The organism is Neisseria subflava (genome assembly GCF_024205705.1).
GTDB classification, from domain to species: domain Bacteria; phylum Pseudomonadota; class Gammaproteobacteria; order Burkholderiales; family Neisseriaceae; genus Neisseria; species Neisseria subflava_D.
On record NZ_CP073115.1, the window covers coordinates 940774 to 960205 of the forward strand.

Here is a 19432-nt window from a genome sequence, read left to right on the forward strand (position 1 = left end):
AACGGCTTTATTTCCATAAATAAAGTGTAATGGCGCGCCTGTCTTCGCCTTCGGGCATTAAGCGGATACTGCTGCCTTTGCTTCCGTTGACACGGATAATGATGCCGCCGGCCTGTCGTTCGATAATGTCGATTTGGGTGTCGCGGTTCATGCGGTAGTTGTAGCGTTCGCATTGCTTCAAGCACCAAAAATCCTGCCAATGGATAAAATATTTTTGTCCGGATTCGATGGCCAGCGTTTCGCCGCCTTTGACGATGAAGTAAGGGTAATCGGGTTTTTGCGTGCTGAATGTCCATTCGGCTGTTTTGTCTTTTCCGTTTTGACGGTATTCGAACACGGCTCGGTAGTTGGTGTCGTATTCCAATGGCTGTAAAGGAAACAGTGCAAATTGGCGTTCGGTCAGGAGGCGGTTTGGGTCATTATCTTTATCTAAGATTTTGACATCTCTGATTTCTTTTGTGTCCCGATACAGTTTGAACAAACGCATTTTGACCGGAGGCGATTGTTCTGAGAACGCGATACTGACCGGATTGCCGGTCATTTCATAATGCGGCATAGGGTCGGGACGTTCGCCATGGAAAACCGGCGAGGCGAAATTACCTTGCGGATAGGTGACGTAAGGCCGGAATTTGCGGTTGGAGATTTCATCCGCATAAACAATGGCATGGCCATGACAGGCATCTTGATAAAACGAGCGGCTGAGGCCGGAGAGGGGGCGGTTTTTTTGGCAGAGGATGTTGAATCTGCTGTCGCCCTGATTGATGCTCAGCGCGATTTGTTTACCTTGGGATTCAAACGCCGCTCCGGCCTCGTCGATATTTTGATCGAGTAAGGAGAGACGGTGGTAAATCGCCGTCATCAGATTATCCAGCTGATGTTGGGCAGATAGATGGTCGTTGATTTTTTCGTTTGGCGGATGCTGGCCGGTACTGACGTTTTCATGCACGCCTTTATAGGCATAACCGGCTTTGCGCGTGCGGTCTGATGGGCGTGGGCCTGTATAAAAGGGATTGCGCGTATTGTGTTCATCATGGCCATCGTCAGGGTTTTGCAGTAGATAGCGAGCATGATTGCGCGCGGCGCGTTCGAGTGTGGCTGAGTGCGCCAGTGCGGGCAGATTGGCTGAGGAACGGAGGAAGTTTAAATACGCCAATGCGTCAAAATCGGCAACGGCAGTACGATTTTGCGGCGGTTGGGCATAGATGAGCTGGTCTTCGGAATAGCGATGGGTTTCGTAGTATTGGAATATGCCGAGGGCGACGGCAAAACCACCCAGCCAGTAAAGAATGTGTTTCATTATATGTACTGCGTTCAGACGGCCTTGAGCTACGGCTCTTTCCCCTTGAGACTCATGCCGCTGAATGATTATTTTGATAGCGGCTTGACTTGGAATGCTTCAGGATGGGATTTGAAATATTCGACAGCGATAAATCCGCCGCCAATAATAATCAAGAGGGCAATGGCCATGCCGATCATCGCTAAAATGAATTTGTCCATATGTGTCCGTTTGAATGAAGGCCGTCTGAAACACTTGAAAGCGTTCAGACGGCCTTAAAGTCAGGTTAATTAACGTTCGATCTGCGATACGTCGCGTACTGCGCCTTTGTCGGCGGAAGTCGCCATCGCTCCGTAGGCACGCAGGGCTGCGGAGACGTAGCGGTCGCGATTTTCCGGTTTCCACGCTTTGCTGCCGCGTGCTTCCATTTCGGCACGGCGTGCGGCAAGCTCTTCATCGGAAATGACAAGGTGGATGCTGCGGTTTGGAATATCGATTTCGATGGTATCGCCTTCGTGTACCAAACCGATTGCGCCGCCTTCTGCCGCTTCAGGAGAAGCGTGGCCGATGGAGAGGCCGGAAGTACCGCCGGAGAAGCGGCCGTCGGTCAGCAGGGCGCAGGCTTTGCCCAAACCTTTGGATTTCAGGTAAGAAGTTGGGTACAGCATTTCTTGCATGCCCGGGCCGCCTTTAGGGCCTTCGTAGCGGATAATGACGATATCGCCTGCCACGATTTGGTTGCCCAAAATGCCTTCTACTGCGTCTTCTTGGCTTTCAAACACGCGGGCGCGGCCGGTAAATTTAAGGATGCTCTCGTCCACGCCTGCGGTTTTCACTACGCAACCGCGCTCAGCGATATTGCCGAACAATACTGCCAAGCCGCCGTCTTGCGAGTAGGCATGTTCGACATCGCGGATACAGCCTTTTTCGCGGTCGAGGTCGAGGGTTTTCCACATACGGTTTTGAGAGAACGCCTGAGTAGTGCGCACACCGCCGGGAGCCGCTTTGAAACGTTCGATGGCATGGGTGTTTTCAGGGTTGGTCACGTCCCATTTTTCAATCGCGTCTTTCAGTGTCGGTGCGTGGATGGTGTACACGTCGGTGTGTAGTTTGCCTGCTTTGTCCAATTCTTTCAGAATGGCAAAAATACCGCCGGCGCGATGCACGTCTTCCATATAGTAGTCGTGATTGTTTGGCGCAGTTTTGCAGATGCAAGGTACAACGCGGCTCAGGCGGTCGATGTCGGCCATTTTGAAATCGACACCGGCTTCGTTGGCGACGGCCAACAGGTGCAAAATGGTATTGGTAGAGCCGCCCATGGCGATGTCCATGGTCATGGCGTTTTCAAATGCTTTTTTGGTGGCAATGCTGCGTGGCAAAACGGTTTCGTCGTCTTGCTCGTAGTAGCGTTTGGTGATTTCGACAATCATGCGGCCGGCTTCGAGGAACAATTCTTTGCGGCCTGCGTGGGTAGCCAGATAAGAACCGTTGCCCGGCAGGGAAAGGCCGAGTGCTTCGGTTAGGCAGTTCATGGAGTTGGCAGTAAACATGCCGGAGCAGGAGCCGCAAGTCGGGCAGGCGTTTTGCTCGACTTCTTCGACTTGTTTGTCGCTGATATTGTCGTCAGCCGATTCGATCATGGCATCAATCAAGTCCAAGCGGCGTTCGGGTTGAATGTTTGCAACTCCGATAACTTTACCGGCTTCCATCGGGCCGCCGGAAACGAAGATGGTCGGAATGTTCAGGCGCATGGCGGCAATCAGCATTCCTGGGGTGATTTTGTCGCAGTTGGAAATGCACACCAGCGCGTCGGCGCAGTGGGCATTGACCATGTATTCGATGGAGTCGGCAATCAGGTCGCGGCTGGGCAGGGAGTAGAGCATGCCGCTGTGGCCCATGGCGATACCGTCGTCAATGGCGATGGTGTTGAATTCTTTGGCAATGCCGCCGGCTTTTTCGATTTCACGGGCAACCAGTTGACCCATGTTGTGCAGGTGCACATGGCCTGGGACGAATTGGGTGAAGGAGTTGGCAATGGCGATAATCGGTTTGCCGAAGTCGGTTTCCATGACGCCGGTTGCACGCCACAATGCGCGCGCGCCTGCCATATTGCGGCCGTGGGTAGAGGTTTTGGAGCGGTATTCAGGCATTTTTGTTCCTTTGTTTTATGCTGAGGCCGTCTGAAATAGGCTGAATATTGTGGCGGCCCGTTGTAGAAATAACTCGGTATTTTATACCAAATACGAGCGATGAAGCACGCTATTTTGTAATAAAACTAAACTGTGTTTGCTTCACCTGAATTTGCTGCTCACTTCTTCAGACGGCCTGAAGTTTTCTTAGGATGAAACGTTATCTTTCTCATTTGCAAAAGATGTTGGCATCAAAAAGTGATATGATAGGGAACTTCTCACATTTCTAAGGATAAGACGATGAAAAAAATCATGTTTGCATTGTGTTCGGCCATGTTGGCTTCCGCTGCGTCTGCCGCTGTTTATAAAGTGGACGAATTTCATGCCAATGCCCGCTTTGCCATCGACCATTTCAACACCAGCACCAACGTCGGCGGTATTTATGGTTTGACCGGCAATTTGGAATTTGACCGTGCCAAACGCCAAGGCTCAATCGATATCGTATTGCCTTTGTCCAAACTGCAAACCGGCTCTGACCACTTTACCCAACATTTGAAATCTGCCGATATTTTCAATGCAGACAAATACCCTGAAATCCGTTTTGTATCCACCAAATTCAATTTCAACGGTAAAAAACTGCTTTCCGTTGACGGCAACCTGACCATGAACGGCAAAACTGCGCCGGTAAAACTCAAAGCCGACAAATTCAACTGCTACCAAAGCCCGATGTTAAAAGCAGAAGTGTGCGGCGGCGACTTCAGCACCACCATTGACCGTACCAAATGGGGCTTGGATTATTTAGTGAGTGCCGGTATGAGCAAAAAAGTAAACATCAATATCCAAATTGAAGCAGCCAAACAATAATCCTGCTTGATTTCAAAATAAAGGCCGTCTAAACAGGTAAGGTAGAAATCGTTGATTTCGTTTATCCCTGTTCAGACGGCCTTATGATTAAAGACGTTTAGGATTCTTTATTTTTATCGGCTTTGGCTGCCCAATAAGTTGCCAGAAGCGAGCCGGAGATATTGTGCCACACGCTGAACAATGCGCTGGGAACGGCAACGACCGGCGCGGCGGCAAAGTGTGCGGCGGCAAGGGCTGCGCCTAAGCCTGAGTTTTGCATACCGACTTCGATGGCCAGCGTTTTTTGTGCATCATAAGGCAGGCCGGTCCATTTGGCGGCAAAGAAGCCGAACAGATAGCCGATACCGTTGTGGAGTACGACAACCGCGAAAATCAGCAGGCCGCTTTCAATAATCTTGCCTTTGCTGGCGCCGACTACCGCGCCGATAATCAGCACGATGGCGGCAACGGAAACCAGCGGCAGCGCGTCGGTCAGTTTTTCAGTTTTGTTGCCCAAGACTTTATGGACAATCAAGCCCAAAACGATGGGGAACAAAACCATTTTGACGATGGACATCAACATACTGCCCGCTTGGATTTCCAGCATTTCACCGGCAAGCATCAGGAAGATGGCGGGGGTCAGCAATGGGGAAATCAGAGTAGAAACCGATGTAACGGCAACCGACAAAGCCACATTGCCGCGCGCCAGATAAGTCATTACATTGGAAGCCGTACCGCCCGGGCAGCAGCCGACCAAAATCACACCGACTGCGATTTCGGCAGGCAGGTTCAACAGTTTCGCCAGCAGATAGGCAGTTGCCGGCATGATGGCGAATTGTGCAATCACGCCGATGATGACGGCTTTGGGGCGTTTGAACAAAATGTCGAAGTCGGAAGGTTTGAGCGCCAAGCCCATACCGAACATGATGATGCCCAGAAGCCAAGGAATGTAAGGACCGACCCATTTGAAGGTGTCGGGTGCGAAAAAAGCGATGCCGGCAAAGAGCGCCGCCCAAAGGGAAAATGTTTTTCCAATAAAGTTGCTGATTTTGTTGAGGGTATTCATGATGATATGTTGTGAAGTTGTTTCTAAGGGAAACCAAGGATACACGCCTTAACCTTAATTTGCAAAATGACTTAAAAATAAACCAGGCCGTCTGAAAATAGAGATTGATTTTCAGACGGCCTGCAATTTGTATTTATGATATAGACAGCATTATTCTTTTGATAAAATATTGCGCAGCCATCGGGCGGCAGGTGCGATTTCTCCGGCGAGCATACCGGTTTCGATTTGGCCGCTGTGTTTGATAACATCGGCTGCCGCTCCGTGCAGCCATACGCCGGCGCAGGCGGCTTGGAATGTCGGAATGCCTTGTGCCAGCAGGCTGCCGATAATGCCGCTCAAGACATCGCCGCTGCCTGCGGTGGCCAAACCGGCATTGCCGCTGGTGTTGGTATAGACTATGCCGTCTGCCGTGGCTACCAATGTATGATGGCCTTTCAATACGACGGTTGCGCCATATTTACGGCTGATTTCGGTCACGGCTTTTTGCCTGTCGGCTTGAACTGATTGGGTATCGGTACCGAGTAGGCGTGCAGCTTCTGCCGGATGGGGTGTCAGGACGATATGTTTGTACGATTTGAGGCGTTCGGCCAATCCGGAAGAACAGGCAAGCAGTGTCAAAGCATCGGCATCGAACAATAAAGGCCGGTCATGGTGTGTAGACAGGATTTTGGGCAGCAGCTGCTCTGATAATCCGTCCAAACCAAAGCCGCAGCCGATTACCCGCGCGCTGACATCGTTGCGCTCCATCAGTTGGGCCGCAGTGGCGAGCATGATTTCAGGGCGTTCGGGAATGATGGCAAAAGGCAGCGTGGCTTGGTTGAAACCCGCCCAAACCTTGCCGCATCCTTGATACATCGCGGCTGTGGCTGCCAAAACCACCGCACCGCTCATTCCCGTTGCACCGCCAATAATGGCAAGCGTGCCGTATGTGCCCTTGTGCGATTCTTGGGCGCGGGGGCGGAATACGTCGGGAAATGCTAAGGCCGTCTGAAAAGCTTGAAGCGATTCGGGAAGCGTGTAGATGGGCTGCATGGCGTAACCTTCCAAGATAAGAAATTTAATTTTAAATCAGAAAGTAAAAGGTAATGAAGCAAAAAATAAAAGTTTGGGACGCACCTACGCGCCTGTTCCATTGGCTCTTGGTGTTATTGATGGGTTTTATGTGGTACAGCGCCACCCAAGGCGGCGATATGCTGGTATGGCACTTGCGCGGCGGTTTGTTGATGCTGGTGTTGGTGGTTTTTCGCTTGTGCTGGGGATATGGGGCAGCGATACGGCAAAATTCAGCCGTTTTGTGCGTCCGTTTCCCGAAATCCGTCGCTACACGCAAGGCCAAATGTCTGAAGACGAATTGGTCGGTCACAATCCTTTGGGCGCGCTGATGGTGATTGCTTTATTGGCTGCCTTGGTTTTTCAGACAGCCACAGGCTTATTCGCCGCCGATGAAAATACGTTTACCAATTCCGGCTTTTTGAATCATTTGGTCAGCGAACACGCCGGTACGCTGGCGCGAAAAATCCATGTCAATTTCTTTAATGTCTTGGCTGTTTTGGCGGGCGTACATATCGCAGCTGTTTTGCTGTATCGCTTTGTGAAAAAACAGGATTTGATTACGCCGATGATTAACGGCTTTAAAACTATTGATGCCAAGCAGCCTAAATTGGCCGGAATGGGGCAATTGTTTGCCGCTTTGTCGGTAGCGATTGCGTTAGTGTGCGCAGTATGGATGTTGCGCGGTTGATGCATTAAGGCTGATATTCAAAAAAAACCGACCCCGATAGCTGCAATGGCTGTTGGGGTCGGTTGCTTTTTAGGGTTTTAAAAGATGATGTTCAGACGGCCTTAACGCAGCGCAAGATGCTGTGGCCACGGCCGATGCCGTCTGAAATTTCTGCTACTTTCAATCCGGCTTTTTCAACGCAACGGATCAGGTCTTCAGAATGGAAGATTTTGCTGTTGCCGTTGGCCATGGCAGTGAAATACAGGCTGGTCATGGTCAGGCAGTAAGCGGCGGTTTCGTAGCGTTGTCTGTCCCAGAAAGGCTCCATGATGTAGAGGTTGGTGTTTTCGTTCATAGACGCAGCGGCGCGTTGAAGAATGCTGGTGGCTTGTTCCTCGGTGAAACAGTCTAGGAATTGGCTCATCCAGATCGCGTCAAAACCGGTTGGGAACGGAATCTCAGGATCAAGCAGGTTGGCCGGATGGGCGTGGATACGGTCCGCGCCGTTTTTGCCTTTGGTCGCTTCACGCATCAAGCCGATTTGTTGCGGCAGATCCATGATGGTTACTTCGACTTCGGCATTGTGGTTGACGCATTGTTCCGCCCAACGGCCGGTATTGCCGCCGACATCGAGCAGTTTTTTAACCGGTTTGGCGAACACGGTGTTCAGTGCTTCGGCGAAGGAGTTGTCGGAATAATAATGGTCGAATGCAAACCATTTTTCCTGCGCGATACTTGGCAATGAAGACAAGCCTTCGTAAATGGTCGGCCAGTCGCCGAATACTTTCAGGCCTTCGGGCTTGCCGGTTTGCAGGGTTTTTTCCAAATCAAACATGCCTTGGTAGCAGATTTCCTGCGTGAAATCCATGTTGACGTGGGCCATTTTGTCTTTGAGGACAAACCAACCGGCCTTGCTGATGAAATAGCGGTTGTCGCGAGTCAAGACAGTGCCGATAGACAGCGAAGCTTCCAGCAGGACTTGTGCCGCGTAGTTGCTGATTTGCGCTTTTTCTGCGATTTCGGCTTGAGTGAGGCCGTCTGAATGGTCGTTCAGTAGGTCCAAAATGCCAAATTTCACCATCAGGCGAGAAACTTGGAACACAATCGGTGCAAAAGCGATTTCTTGAGCCAGACGTTGAGCCTCGCCAGCGGACTGGTGTTCGTGGGAATAGCGTTGTTCTAGGGCAGGGAAGAGTTGCATATTGTTGGTTTTCCACTAAAAAGTTAATAAGTATATTCAGACGGCCTCAAATACAATCCGTCCTGATGCACACGGATGCTCTCCGTTGTTGATTTTAAAGCTCAGTTTGTTTTTGCCTTCATCGTATTTCAGCTCTACCGACACTTCATCATGAGGACGGATAAACTGCTGATATTTTAGATTTTCGATGCGGATAACGCGCTGTTTGCCCCATGGCTTGGGCGCTATCAGGTTGCGCACCCATTGCAGCTCGACCACGCCGGGAACCAGCGGGAAGGTGGCAAAATGGCCGCCGAAATAAACCAAATCCAAAGGCACGCGGCCGATAAAATTTTCGGTATTGGTTTCATCGTCAGATGATGTTTTCGACCAAACGGGAGAAGTTTGGGCAACGGTAAAGGCCGTCTGAAAATCCGACGCGGCTATTTTGGCTTGGGCATTGCGCGGCAGGTTGTCGGTAAAACGCCAGTAACGCGGCAGGGCGATGGTGTCCTGCGTGGCGGCCAGATGGCGTTTGAGCGTATCGGCAACCGCAGCGCGGCCTTTCTCACGCAAGGCGGCGATACCGTCTGCGTTCAATGCCGCCCATATGGCAATGCGTTGATGTTGCGGATGGCGGCCGCAGTGGGCGTCGGCAATCCAAGGGTGTTGTAAAAGTTCGTGTTCGATTTGGGTCAGCGACACGCGTTTGTCCTCAAATTTAATAATGCGGTCTTGGCGACCGAGTAACAGAAAACCGTCATCTTGCGGCTCGATCAAATCGGCTGTTTGACGGCGCTCGGGCGACCAAGGCGAAGAAGCCCAAAGTGCGCCTTCTTCGTTTTGCCCGATTTCCACGCCCTTGAAAGGCTGCCATTCTTGGCGTTCGCAGCGTGAGGCAATCACGCCGGTTTCGGTACTGCCATAGACTTCAAACGGGCAGACGGCAGCCTGTTGCAGCAAATCCGCCGTGGCTGAAGGAAGCGCGCCGCCGGCCGAGACAATGCCTGCAATTTTATGGCCGATACTTTGCCAGTTGCGGTTTTCACCCAAGCGGTTGAGTACGGCCGGACTGGCAATCCAAACCACTTTATCGTGTGCGGCCGTGCTGGAAAGCAGGTTTTCCGGATAAACCGCCTGCTGTCGTTCCATAGTCCAACCCATTGTCAGCGCGAGTGCGAAGCGGAACGTGAAGCCGTAAAGGTGTTGCGGAATCACGCTGCCGACCACGGTTTCACCGTGTTGTCCAAATGGCAGCGTATTTGCCAAAGTCAGGGCTTCGGCCTGCATTTGCGCGGCGGTTTTCACAATAATCTGCGCTTCGCCGCTGGAGCCCGATGTTTTCAGCCATGCTTCGGCATGGCCGGGAATCAGATGGTTTTCAGGATAGTTGTTCAGCCCTTCCGATTCTGTTTGAGTCAATACATCAGGCAAGTGCCAGATATTCAGGCCGTCTGAAGATAGCTTTTTATCTGTTGAATCCGTTAAAAACGCTTCTGCCGTTTTGCCCCAATCCAAATTGTCTTGCGCCAAATTGGGCAACAATAAAACCTTTCCGCCTGAATGCCACACTGCCAACACGGCACAGGCAAACAGCGCGGCATCGTCAAACCACAACGCGGCAGTTTGTACGCCTGCCTGTTTCAGACGGCCTGACAGATGAAAAACCGCACGGTTGAAATCAGCACGCGTCCAATTCGGATGCGTGGCGATAAGGTCGTGTTGGGGTAGGTCGGGGGATAGGATTCGGGTTAGATGCATAATTTTGATTCGATAGCTTGTTACTGTTCTTTAGCGGCTTGTATTACATATTTTCCGAGGATTTGAATAAGCTTATAGAATTTATATAAACTAATAAAGATAAGTGAAGTAATACAAGATTGAAAAATATTTTTGATTTCTATCTGCCATGATATATTATGTTTGATATATGTTAAGTTACCTTCAAAAATATTTTCTATGAAAAGATAGCAAATGATTAAGCATATCAATATCAAGAAATAATAATTTGCTGTTTGAAATATCTGTATTAGTTCATGTAATAATGTTTTATCGTTTCTATTTCTACTCTGTATATTATATAACGCTTGGGAAAACTTTGTTGTTGCTATTAATGATAATGAAGTAATGCAAAAACCTATTGCAATGGAAAGAAAGGATAGTAAATCAGAAATTTTGCCTGAAAACCCTAAGTTATATTTGCTAATAACAAGATAAAAAAGGAAGGTAAAGAAAAGATATATTGCACATTTTATAATATTTTTAATCATGGTGAGATTTCCAATATTTTTAAAATGGCTTGTTTAAAAAGCTCATCTTCTCTTGGTAGTCCATTTTCATCGGTGGAGCAGGTTACTCCAATTTTGCTAGATACTATATTGGTATTAAAAACCATCTCTAGATTATCAGTATTTTTACCGGCAATAACTAATTTTTTAAACTCAAGTTTGTTTGTGATGAAATACTTTACTACGCTTTTGACTTTTTCTATTGTAAGTTTTTCTTTGTATTTCATTATAAATTCAGCACTAGATGCTCCATATTGATAAATATCTTCTTGGAGATGTTCGGTCAATGAGTTAGAGCAAGAAAGCGTATTGGGCAATATACTTAATTTAATTTCTTTTATTTCATTTATGGATTTTTGAAATTGTTCTTCATCTAGTATTTGTTTTATTTCTATATATTCATTTGGATGAAAATAATTTAATGCCTCTCTAAAAATACTATTTTTATTGTATTGAAGCCAGACTTCCCCTGTTTTTGTATCCATAATTCCATAGGAAAATTTAGGTTCAATTTCTGTTTTCTTCCGACGATTTTTAGTTGTTTTTCCATTTTCTATACTAATTACATTAGGAGGTAGCGGATATACGCTTCCTGTGCTAAATACAAGTCGGATAAAGCGGTCATTCTCTTTATCTATAGTTGCCGATATTTTTTGCATTTCAGTTTCAGAAGGACTTCTTTGGAACCCTTTTTCAATCATTGGTTCTAAAAGTGATTTAGATAAATTCCTCTTTCCAATAAGAACTTGATAATTGAATAAAGTAATATTTGCGGGAGTGCTCATTTTTGAATAATCCTTTGAAATTAAAATTTTTTATATAATGCACTACTTGAAATATTAAAATCATGGATGGTAGTGCGACAAGATTTTTCAGACGACATCTACACTTTCAATATGGTTTTCCGATAAATCCACTCTCCGACAAATAAGATTCCCATTAACACATACGACACGATGCCTGCATAAGCCGCCCACCAATCGTAATATTGCAAGCCTGCCAAAATGGCGGCGGTTGCGCCGTTGAAAATAAAGAAAGCGCACCAGATTTGCGTAACACGACGGGTATGCAGCACACCTTCGGGCGGAAGGTCGGGATGTTGCAGTCGGGCGAGGCGTTCGATAACCGTTTGTTTGGCAAACAGGCTGCCGCCGAAAACGGCAAGCATCAGCGCGTTGACGGCGACGGGATACCAATACATCGAGTCAGGCCGTCTGAAAACCAGTACCGCCGCAAAAAAGGTTGCAAGGATAATCGCTGTAATGCGTTGGGCTGTGGTTTGCGGCATGGCGGCGCGTATCAGCCATAACACACACATGGCCGCAGCAAGCCAGAAAAATGCGCCGTTTTCCCTGCCGTAATACCATAGGAGCGGATAGGCGAGGCTGGCGAGGGTCAGTAGGAGTTTTCCTAATATTTTCATGGTTGTGATTGATTTTCAGACGGCCTTGCGGATTGACAAGGCCGTCTGAAAATATGCTGATTCAAAGCGGAATCAGGAATCTTGTTGTACTTTCAAAACCGCTTGAACCACGTCTTCTACGGTGCGCACATTGCGGAAGTCTTCGGCTTGCAGTTTGCGGCCGGTTTCGCGTTTGATGTGGTCGATAAGGTCGATAGCGTCGATACTGTCGATTTCCAAATCTTCGTAGAGGTTGGTTTCGGGTTTGATGCGTTCCGGTTCGATTTCAAACAGGTTAACCAGTGCATCGGTCAGCAGGGTGCGTACTTCTTGTTCGGTCATCTTGTCTCTCCCTTATGCTTGGCGGCTCTTGACGAACTCGGCCAGTGTTTTGACGTTGGCGAAGTTTTCGCGCAGGTTGTCGTTTTCACCGTCGAGCTGGAAGCCGAAGGTTTTTTGTACAGCCAAACCAAGTTCCAATGCATCAACCGAATCCAGGCCCAGGCCGTCGTCGCCGAAAAGCGGATCTTCGCTGCCGATGTCGGCAACGGTAATGTCTTCCAAGCCCAAGCTGTCGATGATTAATTGTTTGATTTGGTTTTCTAAATTGCTCATGTGGTTTTCCTTGTAAAATAGTCTTGCAGGTATTCGTTTAAACGGCGTGCGGCGATGGGCAGGGGTTTTTCTGCCAGCCATTCTTCCGGCAGGATGTCGTCGCCGACGGTAATTTCATAATGAATTTTTTGTGGCGGGATTTTGTACCACGGCTGCCCCTTTTTAAAATTGGGCGGCGTCATCTTGATGCACACGGGCGTGATGACTGATGCGCTGCGCAAACCGAGCGATACGGCGCCGCGGTGCATTTTAACCTGTCCGTCCCAACCTGTGCGCGTGCCCTCGGGGAAAATCAGCAGACTTTGCCCACTTTTGAACACAGCGTCGATTTCTTCCAGCATTTCCATGCTTTCATCGTTGGGGATGTAGCCGGAAGCGATAATCTGGCTTTTCATACTGGGGTTGTGCAACAGATCTTTTTTAACCAGTACGTTCGGCTCCGAATAATGGCTGATCAGCAAGACGACATCCAAAAGCGAGGGATGGTTGGCAAGAATGAGCTGGCCGGGCCTGCCGAGTTTTTCCAAGCCGTTGAAGCGGACGCTCAAGACGCCCGACCATTGCAGGTAGCCGACAAAGAAACGCCAAACTCTGCCTATCATGCGCCTTGCTTCAAGTTGGCGTTTGATGTCGCCTTTGGTCGATTTGAGCGTATAGGGTAAAAGTGCAATTTTGAACAATACGCCTGCAACGCCGAAAAGGATAAAGCCGAAGAGTGTGGCAAAAAAGCGACGGAAATAGTCTAAAGTCTTCATGCGTTTTTCTGCCAGTGCCAGTTTCTACCGATATAGTGTTGCGTATGTTGTTTGCCGTCTGAAAGCAGGAAGTGTACCCACTCCAAGCTGCTCCAATAGGGCTCAACTGTTGTATCGTTAGGATTTTCAGACGGCTTTGCGGATGTGGTTTCTAAGCTTAAGGTATAGTCTTCGCCTTTTGTGATGACCAGTGCCAATGCATAGGCAAACGGAGCACGTGTAGCCAAGACGGGATAGTCTTCGGACAACGGATCATCGGCGACAATTACTAAAACGGATGGCGCGCCGTCTTGCAAAAGCGCGAATGCCTCGGTCAGCGCGGTTTCAAAGGAATCGGCGGCAACGGCCAACGCGGTATGCTCGCTCATGTCTTTGCGCAACATCGACCATTGCCCAATCGTTGCGTTGTGGACGGACAGGCCGAATGAGGTCGGCGAGACGGTATGCGTGTTCAAAAGCTCTTGCCATAATTCAAAGCTGCGGTTGCTTTCGCCGTCGTGCGAAACGTAAACCGGTACACTTTCAGGATATTGGTCGGCCAGATTCCATGCGGCATCACAAACCAAGCGTGCCGCTTTTCCCAAGCGGCGGCGTTGCATAGGCGGCAAAAAGGAGAGCGCGGGTTTGCACTCCGGCAGGGATGCGGTATCGAGTTTTCCCTGCGCCCAGTCCTGCCATTGCTCCGGCGTACTGATTTTGCTGGAGGAGGCCTGCCATGCGGCGATATTGAAGTTGAAACGGCAAACGTTTTGAGGCATGATGTCTTTCAATGTTTTACATTTTCATACATTGTAATGAAATAGGTTAGTAAAAGCTAGGCTCTGTTATAATGCATATTGTAACGTAATTTATTCCCGGATGACATTTTATGCCTTCAATACCGAGTGCCCCGATTTATGATGTGGCTTCGCTGCTTCCGCACAGCGGACATATGGTGCTTATCGACTGTGTGAAAGAATTTGGCGATGACTACACGGTTTGCCGTGCGCCGGTTGGCGACAAGCATATTTTGCTGCAGGACGGCGTGTTGCCGTCTATGGCTTATATGGAATTGATGGCGCAGGGCATAGGCGCGTTTGCAGGCATTGAGGCTTTAAAGGCCGGAGAGCCTGTACGCTTGGGTTTTTTATTGGGAACGCGCAAGCTGGATTTGTTTGCCGATTCCGTGCCTGTCGGTACTGAGCTGGAAGTCAGGGCGCATGTGTCCATTCAGGATTTGGGCGGCATGGGCGTATTTGATTGCGAGTTGTGCTGGACGGATGCGCCGGAAGATGTGAAGCATCTGTTGCCATCGGACGGTTTGCTGGCAAAAGCTTCTTTAAATGTGTACAGTCCGAAAGACGGTCAAATCATTTAAACCGTTTACAAGGCCGTCTGGAAAGACAAAGATTCAGACGGCCTGTCGATATAGTGAGAAAACGTATGAGTGAAACTATTTTAATTACAGGGTCTAATCGCGGTATCGGCAAAGCCGTCGCGCTTGGTTTGGCGCAGGACGGCTTTGATATTGTCGTCCACTGCCGCAGCCGCCGTGATGAAGCGGAAGCTGTAGCGGAAGAAATCCGTGTATTGGGTAGAAATGCGCGCGTGTTGCAGTTTGACGTATCCGACCGCGAAGCCTGCCGAGAAATTTTGACTGCCGACATTGAGGCAAACGGCACATATTACGGCGTGGTGTTGAATGCCGGCCTGACACGAGACAATGCGTTTCCTGCGTTTACTGATGATGATTGGGACTTGGTGCTGCGTACCAATTTGGACGGTTTTTATAATGTGTTGCACCCTTTGACCATGCCGATGATTCGCCGCCGCAAAGCCGGACGGATTGTATGCATGGCGTCGGTGTCTGGTTTGACGGGCAACCGCGGTCAGGTCAATTACAGCGCGTCCAAAGCGGGCTTGATCGGCGCGGCAAAAGCCTTGGCGGTTGAGTTGGCAAAACGAAAAATTACCGTCAACTGCGTGGCGCCGGGCCTTATCGATACCGATATTATCGATGAGAACGTGCCTGTCGAAGAAATTTTAAAGACCGTCCCTGCCGCGCGCATGGGATTGCCCGAGGAAGTGGCGCATGCGGTGCGCTTTTTAATGGATGAAAAAGCGGCGTACATTACGCGTCAAGTGATTGCTGTGAACGGAGGTTTGTGTTGAATACTAGAAGAGTCGTTGTAACAGGTATCGGCGGTATTACCGCCTTCGGCCGTGATTGGCAAAGTATTCAGACGGCCTTTAAAGCCGAAAAAAACGCGGTCAAATACATGGACTGGAGCGGACGCTTTCCTGAATTGGAAGCGCAACTGGGTGCTCCGGTTGAAGGCTATTCTCCTCCCGAACACTGGACGCGCAAGCAGCTTAGAAGCATGGGTCGCGTATCGCATTTGTGTGTCGATGCGGCGGAGCAAGCCTTGACGGATGCGGGCTTGCTGGGCGATGAAAGCATTACCGACGGCCGTATGGGCGTGGCGTGCGGTTCGTCTGTCGGCAGTACCAAAGACATCGGCGATATGGGCGAACTTTTGATAACAGGCACATCGCGCAATTTCAACGCCAATACTTATGTGCGCATGATGCCGCATACGACTGCCGCCAATATCGGCATTTTCTTCGGCTTGAAAGGCCGCATTATCCCGACATCAAGCGCGTGTTCGTCCGGCAGCCAAGGCATTGGTTATGCCTACGAAGCGATTAAATACGGCTTGATTGATATGATGCTGGCTGGTGGCGGCGAAGAGTTTTGTCCGTCTGAAGTGTATGTATTCGACTCGCTTTATGCCGCCAGCCGCCGCAACGGCGAACCTGAGCTGACGCCGCGCCCTTACGATAACGCTCGAGACGGCTTGGTCATCGGCGAAGGCGCAGGCATTTTCGTATTGGAAGAATTGGAACACGCCCGTGCGCGCGGTGCGAAAATCTATGCTGAGCTTGTCGGCTATGGTGCCAACAGTGACGGTAGCCACGTTACCCAACCGCAAAAAGAGACCATGCAAAAATGTATGGAGCTTGCGCTGAAAGACGCCGGTATTACGCCTGATAAAGTCGGCTATGTCAGCGGCCACGGTACGGCGACCGAAAAAGGCGATATTGCCGAAACATTGGCGACTGAGGCAGTGTTTGGTTTTGTGCCGATGAGTTCGCAAAAAAGCTATCTCGGCCATACACTCGGCGCGTGCGGCGCATTGGAAGCCTGGTTTACCATCGAAATGATGAACAACGGCTGGTTTGCGCCAACTGTCAATTTGGAAAACATCGATCCGCGTTGCGGCAAGGTGGATTATATTCAAACGGGCGGACGTGAGATTCAAACAGATTATGTGGTCAGCAATAACTTTGCTTTTGGCGGCGTCAATACTTCGCTGGTGTTCAAACGTTGGCAAGAATAATCATCGCTTGATTTCATGATTAAAGGCCGTCTGAAACTTATTTTGAGTTTCAGACGGCCTTTATTTTATTTAGAGCTAGCCGCTTTTGGATTTTATTCGTTTGTTTTCTTCTGATTTAAATCCACCAGCCTTGTTCCGGCCAAGAAGTCGTAGAGGAACTGGCGGTCGGGATGGAACAGGGCGAAGCCCCATGGCAGGATGAGCCAAATAAGCGCGGCGCCGAATGCGCCTTTGGGTGGGATATTGAGCAGATGGCGCAATCCGGCGTAGGCAAACAGGGGAATGAAGACAATAAAAATGCTTGCCCAAATAAAGCGCAGGCGCAGTTGAGGCAGGGGTGGCTGGGTATCGTTTTTATCGGCTAAACCGATTTTCCATGTCTGCATGGCGAGGGTTTGGCCTTTTTTGTGCCAGTTGGCGCGGAAATAGAGCCACCATGCGTAGAACAGAATCAGACAGGTTGTCAGCATGGACAGGCGCGTGGAAACAGGATTGAGAAAAATGGCGACAATACCGGCTGCAAGGGCGGCAATGCTGGTCACGGCGCCGGTCAGCAGAAGTTCGTAAACCAGTGCGGCAAGGCGGCGTTTGAGAGGGGCAGTGGGAAGACGGGTCATAATGCGATGGAAACGGAAATGGGTTTGATGGAAATAAAAACAGGCCGTCTGAAACGGGATAGGATGTTCAGACGGCCTGTTACTGTCGGGATTAGCGATGTGGACGTTTTTGACCGCGTGCCTGTTGGGCAGCCATTTGGTTCATTTCCTGACGGGTCGGACGTTTTTTGAAGATGGCGTGCGCTTCGTCAACGGAACATTTTTGTGACAGGCAAACCAAGGTAATCGCGTCTTTTTGATGTTGGCCGCCGCTGTGGTACATGCGGCGCAGGTTGGCTTCGTTGATACGGCCTTTTTCCGGATCGATGTCGAATTTTTTCAGGCGCTCGAGGAATTGGCGTTGCTGACGGCGTGAAGTCCAAACGAAACCGCCTGCGGCAGCGGCCACGATGATGACGGCCAACAGGATGGCCAGCGGCCATGAATCGACAATCAGAACGATGATGAGGCTTAATACGGCAGTGGTCAGCAGGGCCAGACCGCCGATGCGAAGTTTGGTTTTATTATCCATATGGTTGGTGTTTCCTTGTTTTTTGCTGGAAGAGGCCGTCTGAAATGCGAGGTTCAGACGGCCTGAATTTGAGTTTACGCTATTTTACAGTATTTTCTGTTTTTGGGGCGTATTGCGTGCAAGTTTCTTGACGCGTGGCAACGGTTTCAAGCGGCCAGCGAAGTAACGAGTTGTTTGAACTCGGTCCATGCATCGCCTTCTTCCGCGCCTTTGATGATGCGGTCGATTTTAGCGCAGGTTTTGAGCGCGTCGAGCAGGCGGTTGATGGAAATGCGTTTGGCCGCCATCGGTGCAAGGGTCTGCTTGTCGCCCCATAAGCGCAGGCTGTTGCGCAGGCTTTGGATGTTTTGGCCTTGCTTGAGTGCGGCAGTAAGGCGGATTAGGGTACGGATGTCTTCAGCAACCGCCCACAACAGCAAAACCGGCTCTTCGCCTTCTTCTTCCAAACCGTCCAGCAAACGGGAAACGCGCAGGGCATCGCCTTTCATCCATGCGCCTGCCAGTTGGAATACGTCGAAGCGGGCGACGGTGGCAACTGCGGCCTCTGCGTCGGCAATATTGATCAAATGGCCTTGGGGATGGAGCAGGGCGAGTTTTTCGATTTCCTGACGGGCGGCCAAAAGATTGCCTTCGACGCGCTCGGCAAAAAGGGCGAGTGCTTCAGGTTCGATATCCAAACCCTGCTGTTTCAGACGGCCCTGTATCCATTGCGGCAAAGCATGTGGCGCAACGGCTTTGGCTTCTAGGACGATGCCTTTTCCTGCCAATGCGGAAAACCATTTGGACTGGATTTGCGCTTTTTCAAGCTTGGGTAGGAGGATGAGCGTAACCGTATCTTCGGGCAGGCGTTCGGCGAAGGTTTGCAGGGCATCGCCTCCGTTTTTGCCGGGTTTGCCGTTGGGGATATGGATTTCCAACAGTTTCAAATCGGCAAACAAACCTGCGCTGCCGGCACTTTGCAACAGCTCGTTCCAGTCAAAATTGTTTTCGGCAGTATAGACTTCGCGGTTGAGATAACCTTGTTTTTTTGCGGCTGCGCGCAGCGTATCCAAAGCCTCGATGCGCAACAAATCCTCTTCGCCGTGAATAATGTACAACGGTTGGAGCGGCGTATCGGGGCGCAGGCTCTCAATGGGCGCGGCAGCCATTATTGCGCTTTCAGGAAAGTCAGACGGCGGACGATTTGATCTGCGGCGTCGATGCGCATTTCAGACCAAATGGTTTCTTCCTCTTCCTGTTTGCCCAAAACTTCGCTGTCGGCGTAGTCCATGGTGCGGTGAACTTTAACTTCCATCGGTTCGCCAACCGGCTCGCCGTTGCGGAAGGCTTGGACTTTGACGGTCATGGCCAGCAGGTATTCGTTGATTGCGGCGGCGCGGGTGATGGTGTAGATGTCGCGGCGTTTTTGAAAGTCGACAACGCGCAGGGTGATTTGTGATTCGGCTTCGCTAACCGGATGACCGTCGGCACGGCGTAAGGCATTTTCCAGCGCTTTTTGCATGATGGCTCCGCCTTCTACATGCCAGTTTTGATAAGGCAGCGGCTGAGAAGTCACACCCGTGCCTTTCAGGTGGAAACCGCAAGAGGCAAGTAATAGGGCGAGTGCAGGCAATAGGATTTTTTTCATTGGATATTCCTTCGTTGAAACCG

The 19432-nt window shown here is 50.0% G+C and carries 21 protein-coding genes and 1 pseudogene; 5 read left to right on the forward strand and 17 right to left on the reverse strand.

The window, feature by feature from the left end; genetic code table 11:
• Positions 1 to 7 precede the first annotated feature (7 nt).
• The 3 genes from KCG54_RS04500 to ilvD all read right to left on the reverse strand — a co-directional run bounded on the left by KCG54_RS04500 (position 8) and on the right by ilvD (position 3426).
• Positions 8 to 1297 carry a CAP domain-containing protein gene (locus tag KCG54_RS04500; protein WP_254324788.1) on the reverse strand — a complete coding sequence of 430 codons (1290 nt, stop codon included), beginning with the start codon at positions 1295 to 1297 and terminating at the stop codon, positions 8 to 10.
• Positions 1298 to 1365: 68 nt separating this feature from the next.
• Complete coding sequence (locus KCG54_RS11955) at positions 1366 to 1497, reverse strand: hypothetical protein (protein WP_256388404.1); 132 nt, start codon at positions 1495 to 1497, stop codon at positions 1366 to 1368.
• A 69-nt stretch (positions 1498 to 1566) separates the two neighbouring features.
• On the reverse strand, positions 1567 to 3426 hold the full coding sequence (ilvD, locus tag KCG54_RS04505; protein ID WP_003746398.1) for a dihydroxy-acid dehydratase: 1860 nt from the start codon (positions 3424 to 3426) through the stop codon (positions 1567 to 1569).
• A gap of 279 nt (positions 3427 to 3705) precedes the next feature.
• On the opposite strand from ilvD, the gene KCG54_RS04510 reads away from it, so the two are divergent.
• Positions 3706 to 4269 carry a YceI family protein gene (locus KCG54_RS04510; RefSeq protein WP_070585678.1) on the forward strand — a complete coding sequence of 188 codons (564 nt, stop codon included), beginning with the start codon at positions 3706 to 3708 and terminating at the stop codon, positions 4267 to 4269.
• A 97-nt stretch (positions 4270 to 4366) separates the two neighbouring features.
• Here KCG54_RS04510 and KCG54_RS04515 read toward each other — a convergent pair whose 3' ends face one another.
• Positions 4367 to 5314 carry a bile acid:sodium symporter family protein gene (locus tag KCG54_RS04515; RefSeq protein WP_254324789.1) on the reverse strand — a complete coding sequence of 316 codons (948 nt, stop codon included), beginning with the start codon at positions 5312 to 5314 and terminating at the stop codon, positions 4367 to 4369.
• Between the two features lie 150 nt (positions 5315 to 5464).
• Positions 5465 to 6346 (reverse strand): NAD(P)H-hydrate dehydratase, encoded by an 882-nt coding sequence (locus tag KCG54_RS04520; RefSeq protein WP_254324790.1) that lies wholly within the window; start codon positions 6344 to 6346, stop codon positions 5465 to 5467.
• A gap of 53 nt (positions 6347 to 6399) precedes the next feature.
• On the opposite strand from KCG54_RS04520, the pseudogene KCG54_RS04525 reads away from it, so the two are divergent.
• Positions 6400 to 7055: pseudogene (locus tag KCG54_RS04525) on the forward strand (cytochrome b/b6 domain-containing protein).
• A gap of 91 nt (positions 7056 to 7146) precedes the next feature.
• Here the strand turns inward: KCG54_RS04525 and KCG54_RS04530 are convergent.
• From KCG54_RS04530 to KCG54_RS04565, 8 genes are all read right to left on the reverse strand, one after another.
• A complete protein-coding gene (locus tag KCG54_RS04530) occupies positions 7147 to 8235 on the reverse strand; it encodes a class I SAM-dependent methyltransferase (RefSeq protein WP_254324791.1) in 1089 nt (362 codons plus the stop codon).
• A gap of 36 nt (positions 8236 to 8271) precedes the next feature.
• On the reverse strand, positions 8272 to 9975 hold the full coding sequence (locus KCG54_RS04535) for an AMP-binding protein (RefSeq protein ID WP_254324792.1): 1704 nt from the start codon (positions 9973 to 9975) through the stop codon (positions 8272 to 8274).
• 505 nt (positions 9976 to 10480) lie between these two features.
• Positions 10481 to 11287 (reverse strand): hypothetical protein, encoded by an 807-nt coding sequence (locus tag KCG54_RS04540; protein WP_003680826.1) that lies wholly within the window; start codon positions 11285 to 11287, stop codon positions 10481 to 10483.
• Between the two features lie 98 nt (positions 11288 to 11385).
• Positions 11386 to 11925 carry a hypothetical protein gene (locus KCG54_RS04545; protein WP_254324793.1) on the reverse strand — a complete coding sequence of 180 codons (540 nt, stop codon included), beginning with the start codon at positions 11923 to 11925 and terminating at the stop codon, positions 11386 to 11388.
• 72 nt (positions 11926 to 11997) lie between these two features.
• Positions 11998 to 12246, reverse strand: a complete 249-nt coding sequence (locus KCG54_RS04550) for an acyl carrier protein (RefSeq protein ID WP_003680823.1) — start codon at positions 12244 to 12246, stop codon at positions 11998 to 12000.
• A gap of 12 nt (positions 12247 to 12258) precedes the next feature.
• Positions 12259 to 12519, reverse strand: coding sequence for a phosphopantetheine-binding protein (locus KCG54_RS04555; protein ID WP_003680822.1), 261 nt, complete (start codon positions 12517 to 12519; stop codon positions 12259 to 12261).
• The gene (locus KCG54_RS04560) at positions 12516 to 13274 is read right to left on the reverse strand and encodes a lysophospholipid acyltransferase family protein (protein WP_049322183.1); all 759 of its coding nucleotides are present in this window, start codon (positions 13272 to 13274) and stop codon (positions 12516 to 12518) included. Before KCG54_RS04560 ends, KCG54_RS04555 begins: the two co-directional genes overlap by 4 nt.
• Positions 13271 to 14032 (reverse strand): beta-ketoacyl synthase chain length factor, encoded by a 762-nt coding sequence (locus KCG54_RS04565; protein WP_254324794.1) that lies wholly within the window; start codon positions 14030 to 14032, stop codon positions 13271 to 13273. Before KCG54_RS04565 ends, KCG54_RS04560 begins: the two co-directional genes overlap by 4 nt.
• A gap of 110 nt (positions 14033 to 14142) precedes the next feature.
• Between KCG54_RS04565 and KCG54_RS04570 the strand changes: the two genes are divergently transcribed.
• The 3 genes from KCG54_RS04570 to KCG54_RS04580 all read left to right on the forward strand — a co-directional run bounded on the left by KCG54_RS04570 (position 14143) and on the right by KCG54_RS04580 (position 16654).
• Positions 14143 to 14631: a thioester dehydrase gene (locus KCG54_RS04570; protein WP_254324795.1), complete on the forward strand. Its 489-nt coding sequence runs from the start codon at positions 14143 to 14145 to the stop codon at positions 14629 to 14631.
• Between the two features lie 65 nt (positions 14632 to 14696).
• Positions 14697 to 15425, forward strand: a complete 729-nt coding sequence (gene fabG / locus KCG54_RS04575; RefSeq protein WP_254324796.1) for a 3-oxoacyl-ACP reductase FabG — start codon at positions 14697 to 14699, stop codon at positions 15423 to 15425.
• Complete coding sequence (locus KCG54_RS04580) at positions 15419 to 16654, forward strand: beta-ketoacyl-ACP synthase (RefSeq protein WP_254324797.1); 1236 nt, start codon at positions 15419 to 15421, stop codon at positions 16652 to 16654. The genes fabG and KCG54_RS04580 overlap by 7 nt, the downstream gene beginning before the upstream one ends.
• A gap of 92 nt (positions 16655 to 16746) precedes the next feature.
• Here KCG54_RS04580 and KCG54_RS04585 read toward each other — a convergent pair whose 3' ends face one another.
• The 4 genes from KCG54_RS04585 to lptE form a co-directional block, all read right to left on the reverse strand.
• A complete protein-coding gene (locus KCG54_RS04585) occupies positions 16747 to 17271 on the reverse strand; it encodes an RDD family protein (protein WP_070608830.1) in 525 nt (174 codons plus the stop codon).
• A gap of 91 nt (positions 17272 to 17362) precedes the next feature.
• A complete protein-coding gene (locus KCG54_RS04590; protein WP_003746427.1) occupies positions 17363 to 17782 on the reverse strand; it encodes a hypothetical protein in 420 nt (139 codons plus the stop codon).
• Between the two features lie 146 nt (positions 17783 to 17928).
• Positions 17929 to 18930 (reverse strand): DNA polymerase III subunit delta, encoded by a 1002-nt coding sequence (holA, locus tag KCG54_RS04595; RefSeq protein ID WP_070765015.1) that lies wholly within the window; start codon positions 18928 to 18930, stop codon positions 17929 to 17931.
• Complete coding sequence (lptE, locus tag KCG54_RS04600; RefSeq protein WP_070589273.1) at positions 18930 to 19409, reverse strand: LPS assembly lipoprotein LptE; 480 nt, start codon at positions 19407 to 19409, stop codon at positions 18930 to 18932. The genes holA and lptE overlap by 1 nt, the downstream gene beginning before the upstream one ends.
• Positions 19410 to 19432: the final 23 nt, after the last annotated feature.

What these genes read in the sequence shown, in the direction of transcription:
- KCG54_RS04570 (WP_254324795.1), top strand. Translation starts at nt 14,143, where the DNA reads ATGCCTTCAATACCGAGTGCCCCGATTTATGATGTGGCTTCGCTGCTT.
- KCG54_RS04535 (WP_254324792.1), bottom strand. Translation starts at nt 9,975, where the DNA reads ATGCATCTAACCCGAATCCTATCCCCCGACCTACCCCAACACGACCTT.
- holA (WP_070765015.1), bottom strand. Translation starts at nt 18,930, where the DNA reads ATGGCTGCCGCGCCCATTGAGAGCCTGCGCCCCGATACGCCGCTCCAA.
- KCG54_RS11955 (WP_256388404.1), bottom strand. Translation starts at nt 1,497, where the DNA reads ATGGACAAATTCATTTTAGCGATGATCGGCATGGCCATTGCCCTCTTG.
- KCG54_RS04555 (WP_003680822.1), bottom strand. Translation starts at nt 12,519, where the DNA reads ATGAGCAATTTAGAAAACCAAATCAAACAATTAATCATCGACAGCTTG.
- KCG54_RS04515 (WP_254324789.1), bottom strand. Translation starts at nt 5,314, where the DNA reads ATGAATACCCTCAACAAAATCAGCAACTTTATTGGAAAAACATTTTCC.
- KCG54_RS04500 (WP_254324788.1), bottom strand. Translation starts at nt 1,297, where the DNA reads ATGAAACACATTCTTTACTGGCTGGGTGGTTTTGCCGTCGCCCTCGGC.
- KCG54_RS04550 (WP_003680823.1), bottom strand. Translation starts at nt 12,246, where the DNA reads ATGACCGAACAAGAAGTACGCACCCTGCTGACCGATGCACTGGTTAAC.
- KCG54_RS04510 (WP_070585678.1), top strand. Translation starts at nt 3,706, where the DNA reads ATGAAAAAAATCATGTTTGCATTGTGTTCGGCCATGTTGGCTTCCGCT.
- KCG54_RS04530 (WP_254324791.1), bottom strand. Translation starts at nt 8,235, where the DNA reads ATGCAACTCTTCCCTGCCCTAGAACAACGCTATTCCCACGAACACCAG.
- KCG54_RS04585 (WP_070608830.1), bottom strand. Translation starts at nt 17,271, where the DNA reads ATGACCCGTCTTCCCACTGCCCCTCTCAAACGCCGCCTTGCCGCACTG.
- KCG54_RS04590 (WP_003746427.1), bottom strand. Translation starts at nt 17,782, where the DNA reads ATGGATAATAAAACCAAACTTCGCATCGGCGGTCTGGCCCTGCTGACC.
- KCG54_RS04560 (WP_049322183.1), bottom strand. Translation starts at nt 13,274, where the DNA reads ATGAAGACTTTAGACTATTTCCGTCGCTTTTTTGCCACACTCTTCGGC.
- ilvD (WP_003746398.1), bottom strand. Translation starts at nt 3,426, where the DNA reads ATGCCTGAATACCGCTCCAAAACCTCTACCCACGGCCGCAATATGGCA.
- fabG (WP_254324796.1), top strand. Translation starts at nt 14,697, where the DNA reads ATGAGTGAAACTATTTTAATTACAGGGTCTAATCGCGGTATCGGCAAA.
- lptE (WP_070589273.1), bottom strand. Translation starts at nt 19,409, where the DNA reads ATGAAAAAAATCCTATTGCCTGCACTCGCCCTATTACTTGCCTCTTGC.
- KCG54_RS04565 (WP_254324794.1), bottom strand. Translation starts at nt 14,032, where the DNA reads ATGCCTCAAAACGTTTGCCGTTTCAACTTCAATATCGCCGCATGGCAG.
- KCG54_RS04540 (WP_003680826.1), bottom strand. Translation starts at nt 11,287, where the DNA reads ATGAGCACTCCCGCAAATATTACTTTATTCAATTATCAAGTTCTTATT.
- KCG54_RS04520 (WP_254324790.1), bottom strand. Translation starts at nt 6,346, where the DNA reads ATGCAGCCCATCTACACGCTTCCCGAATCGCTTCAAGCTTTTCAGACG.
- KCG54_RS04545 (WP_254324793.1), bottom strand. Translation starts at nt 11,925, where the DNA reads ATGAAAATATTAGGAAAACTCCTACTGACCCTCGCCAGCCTCGCCTAT.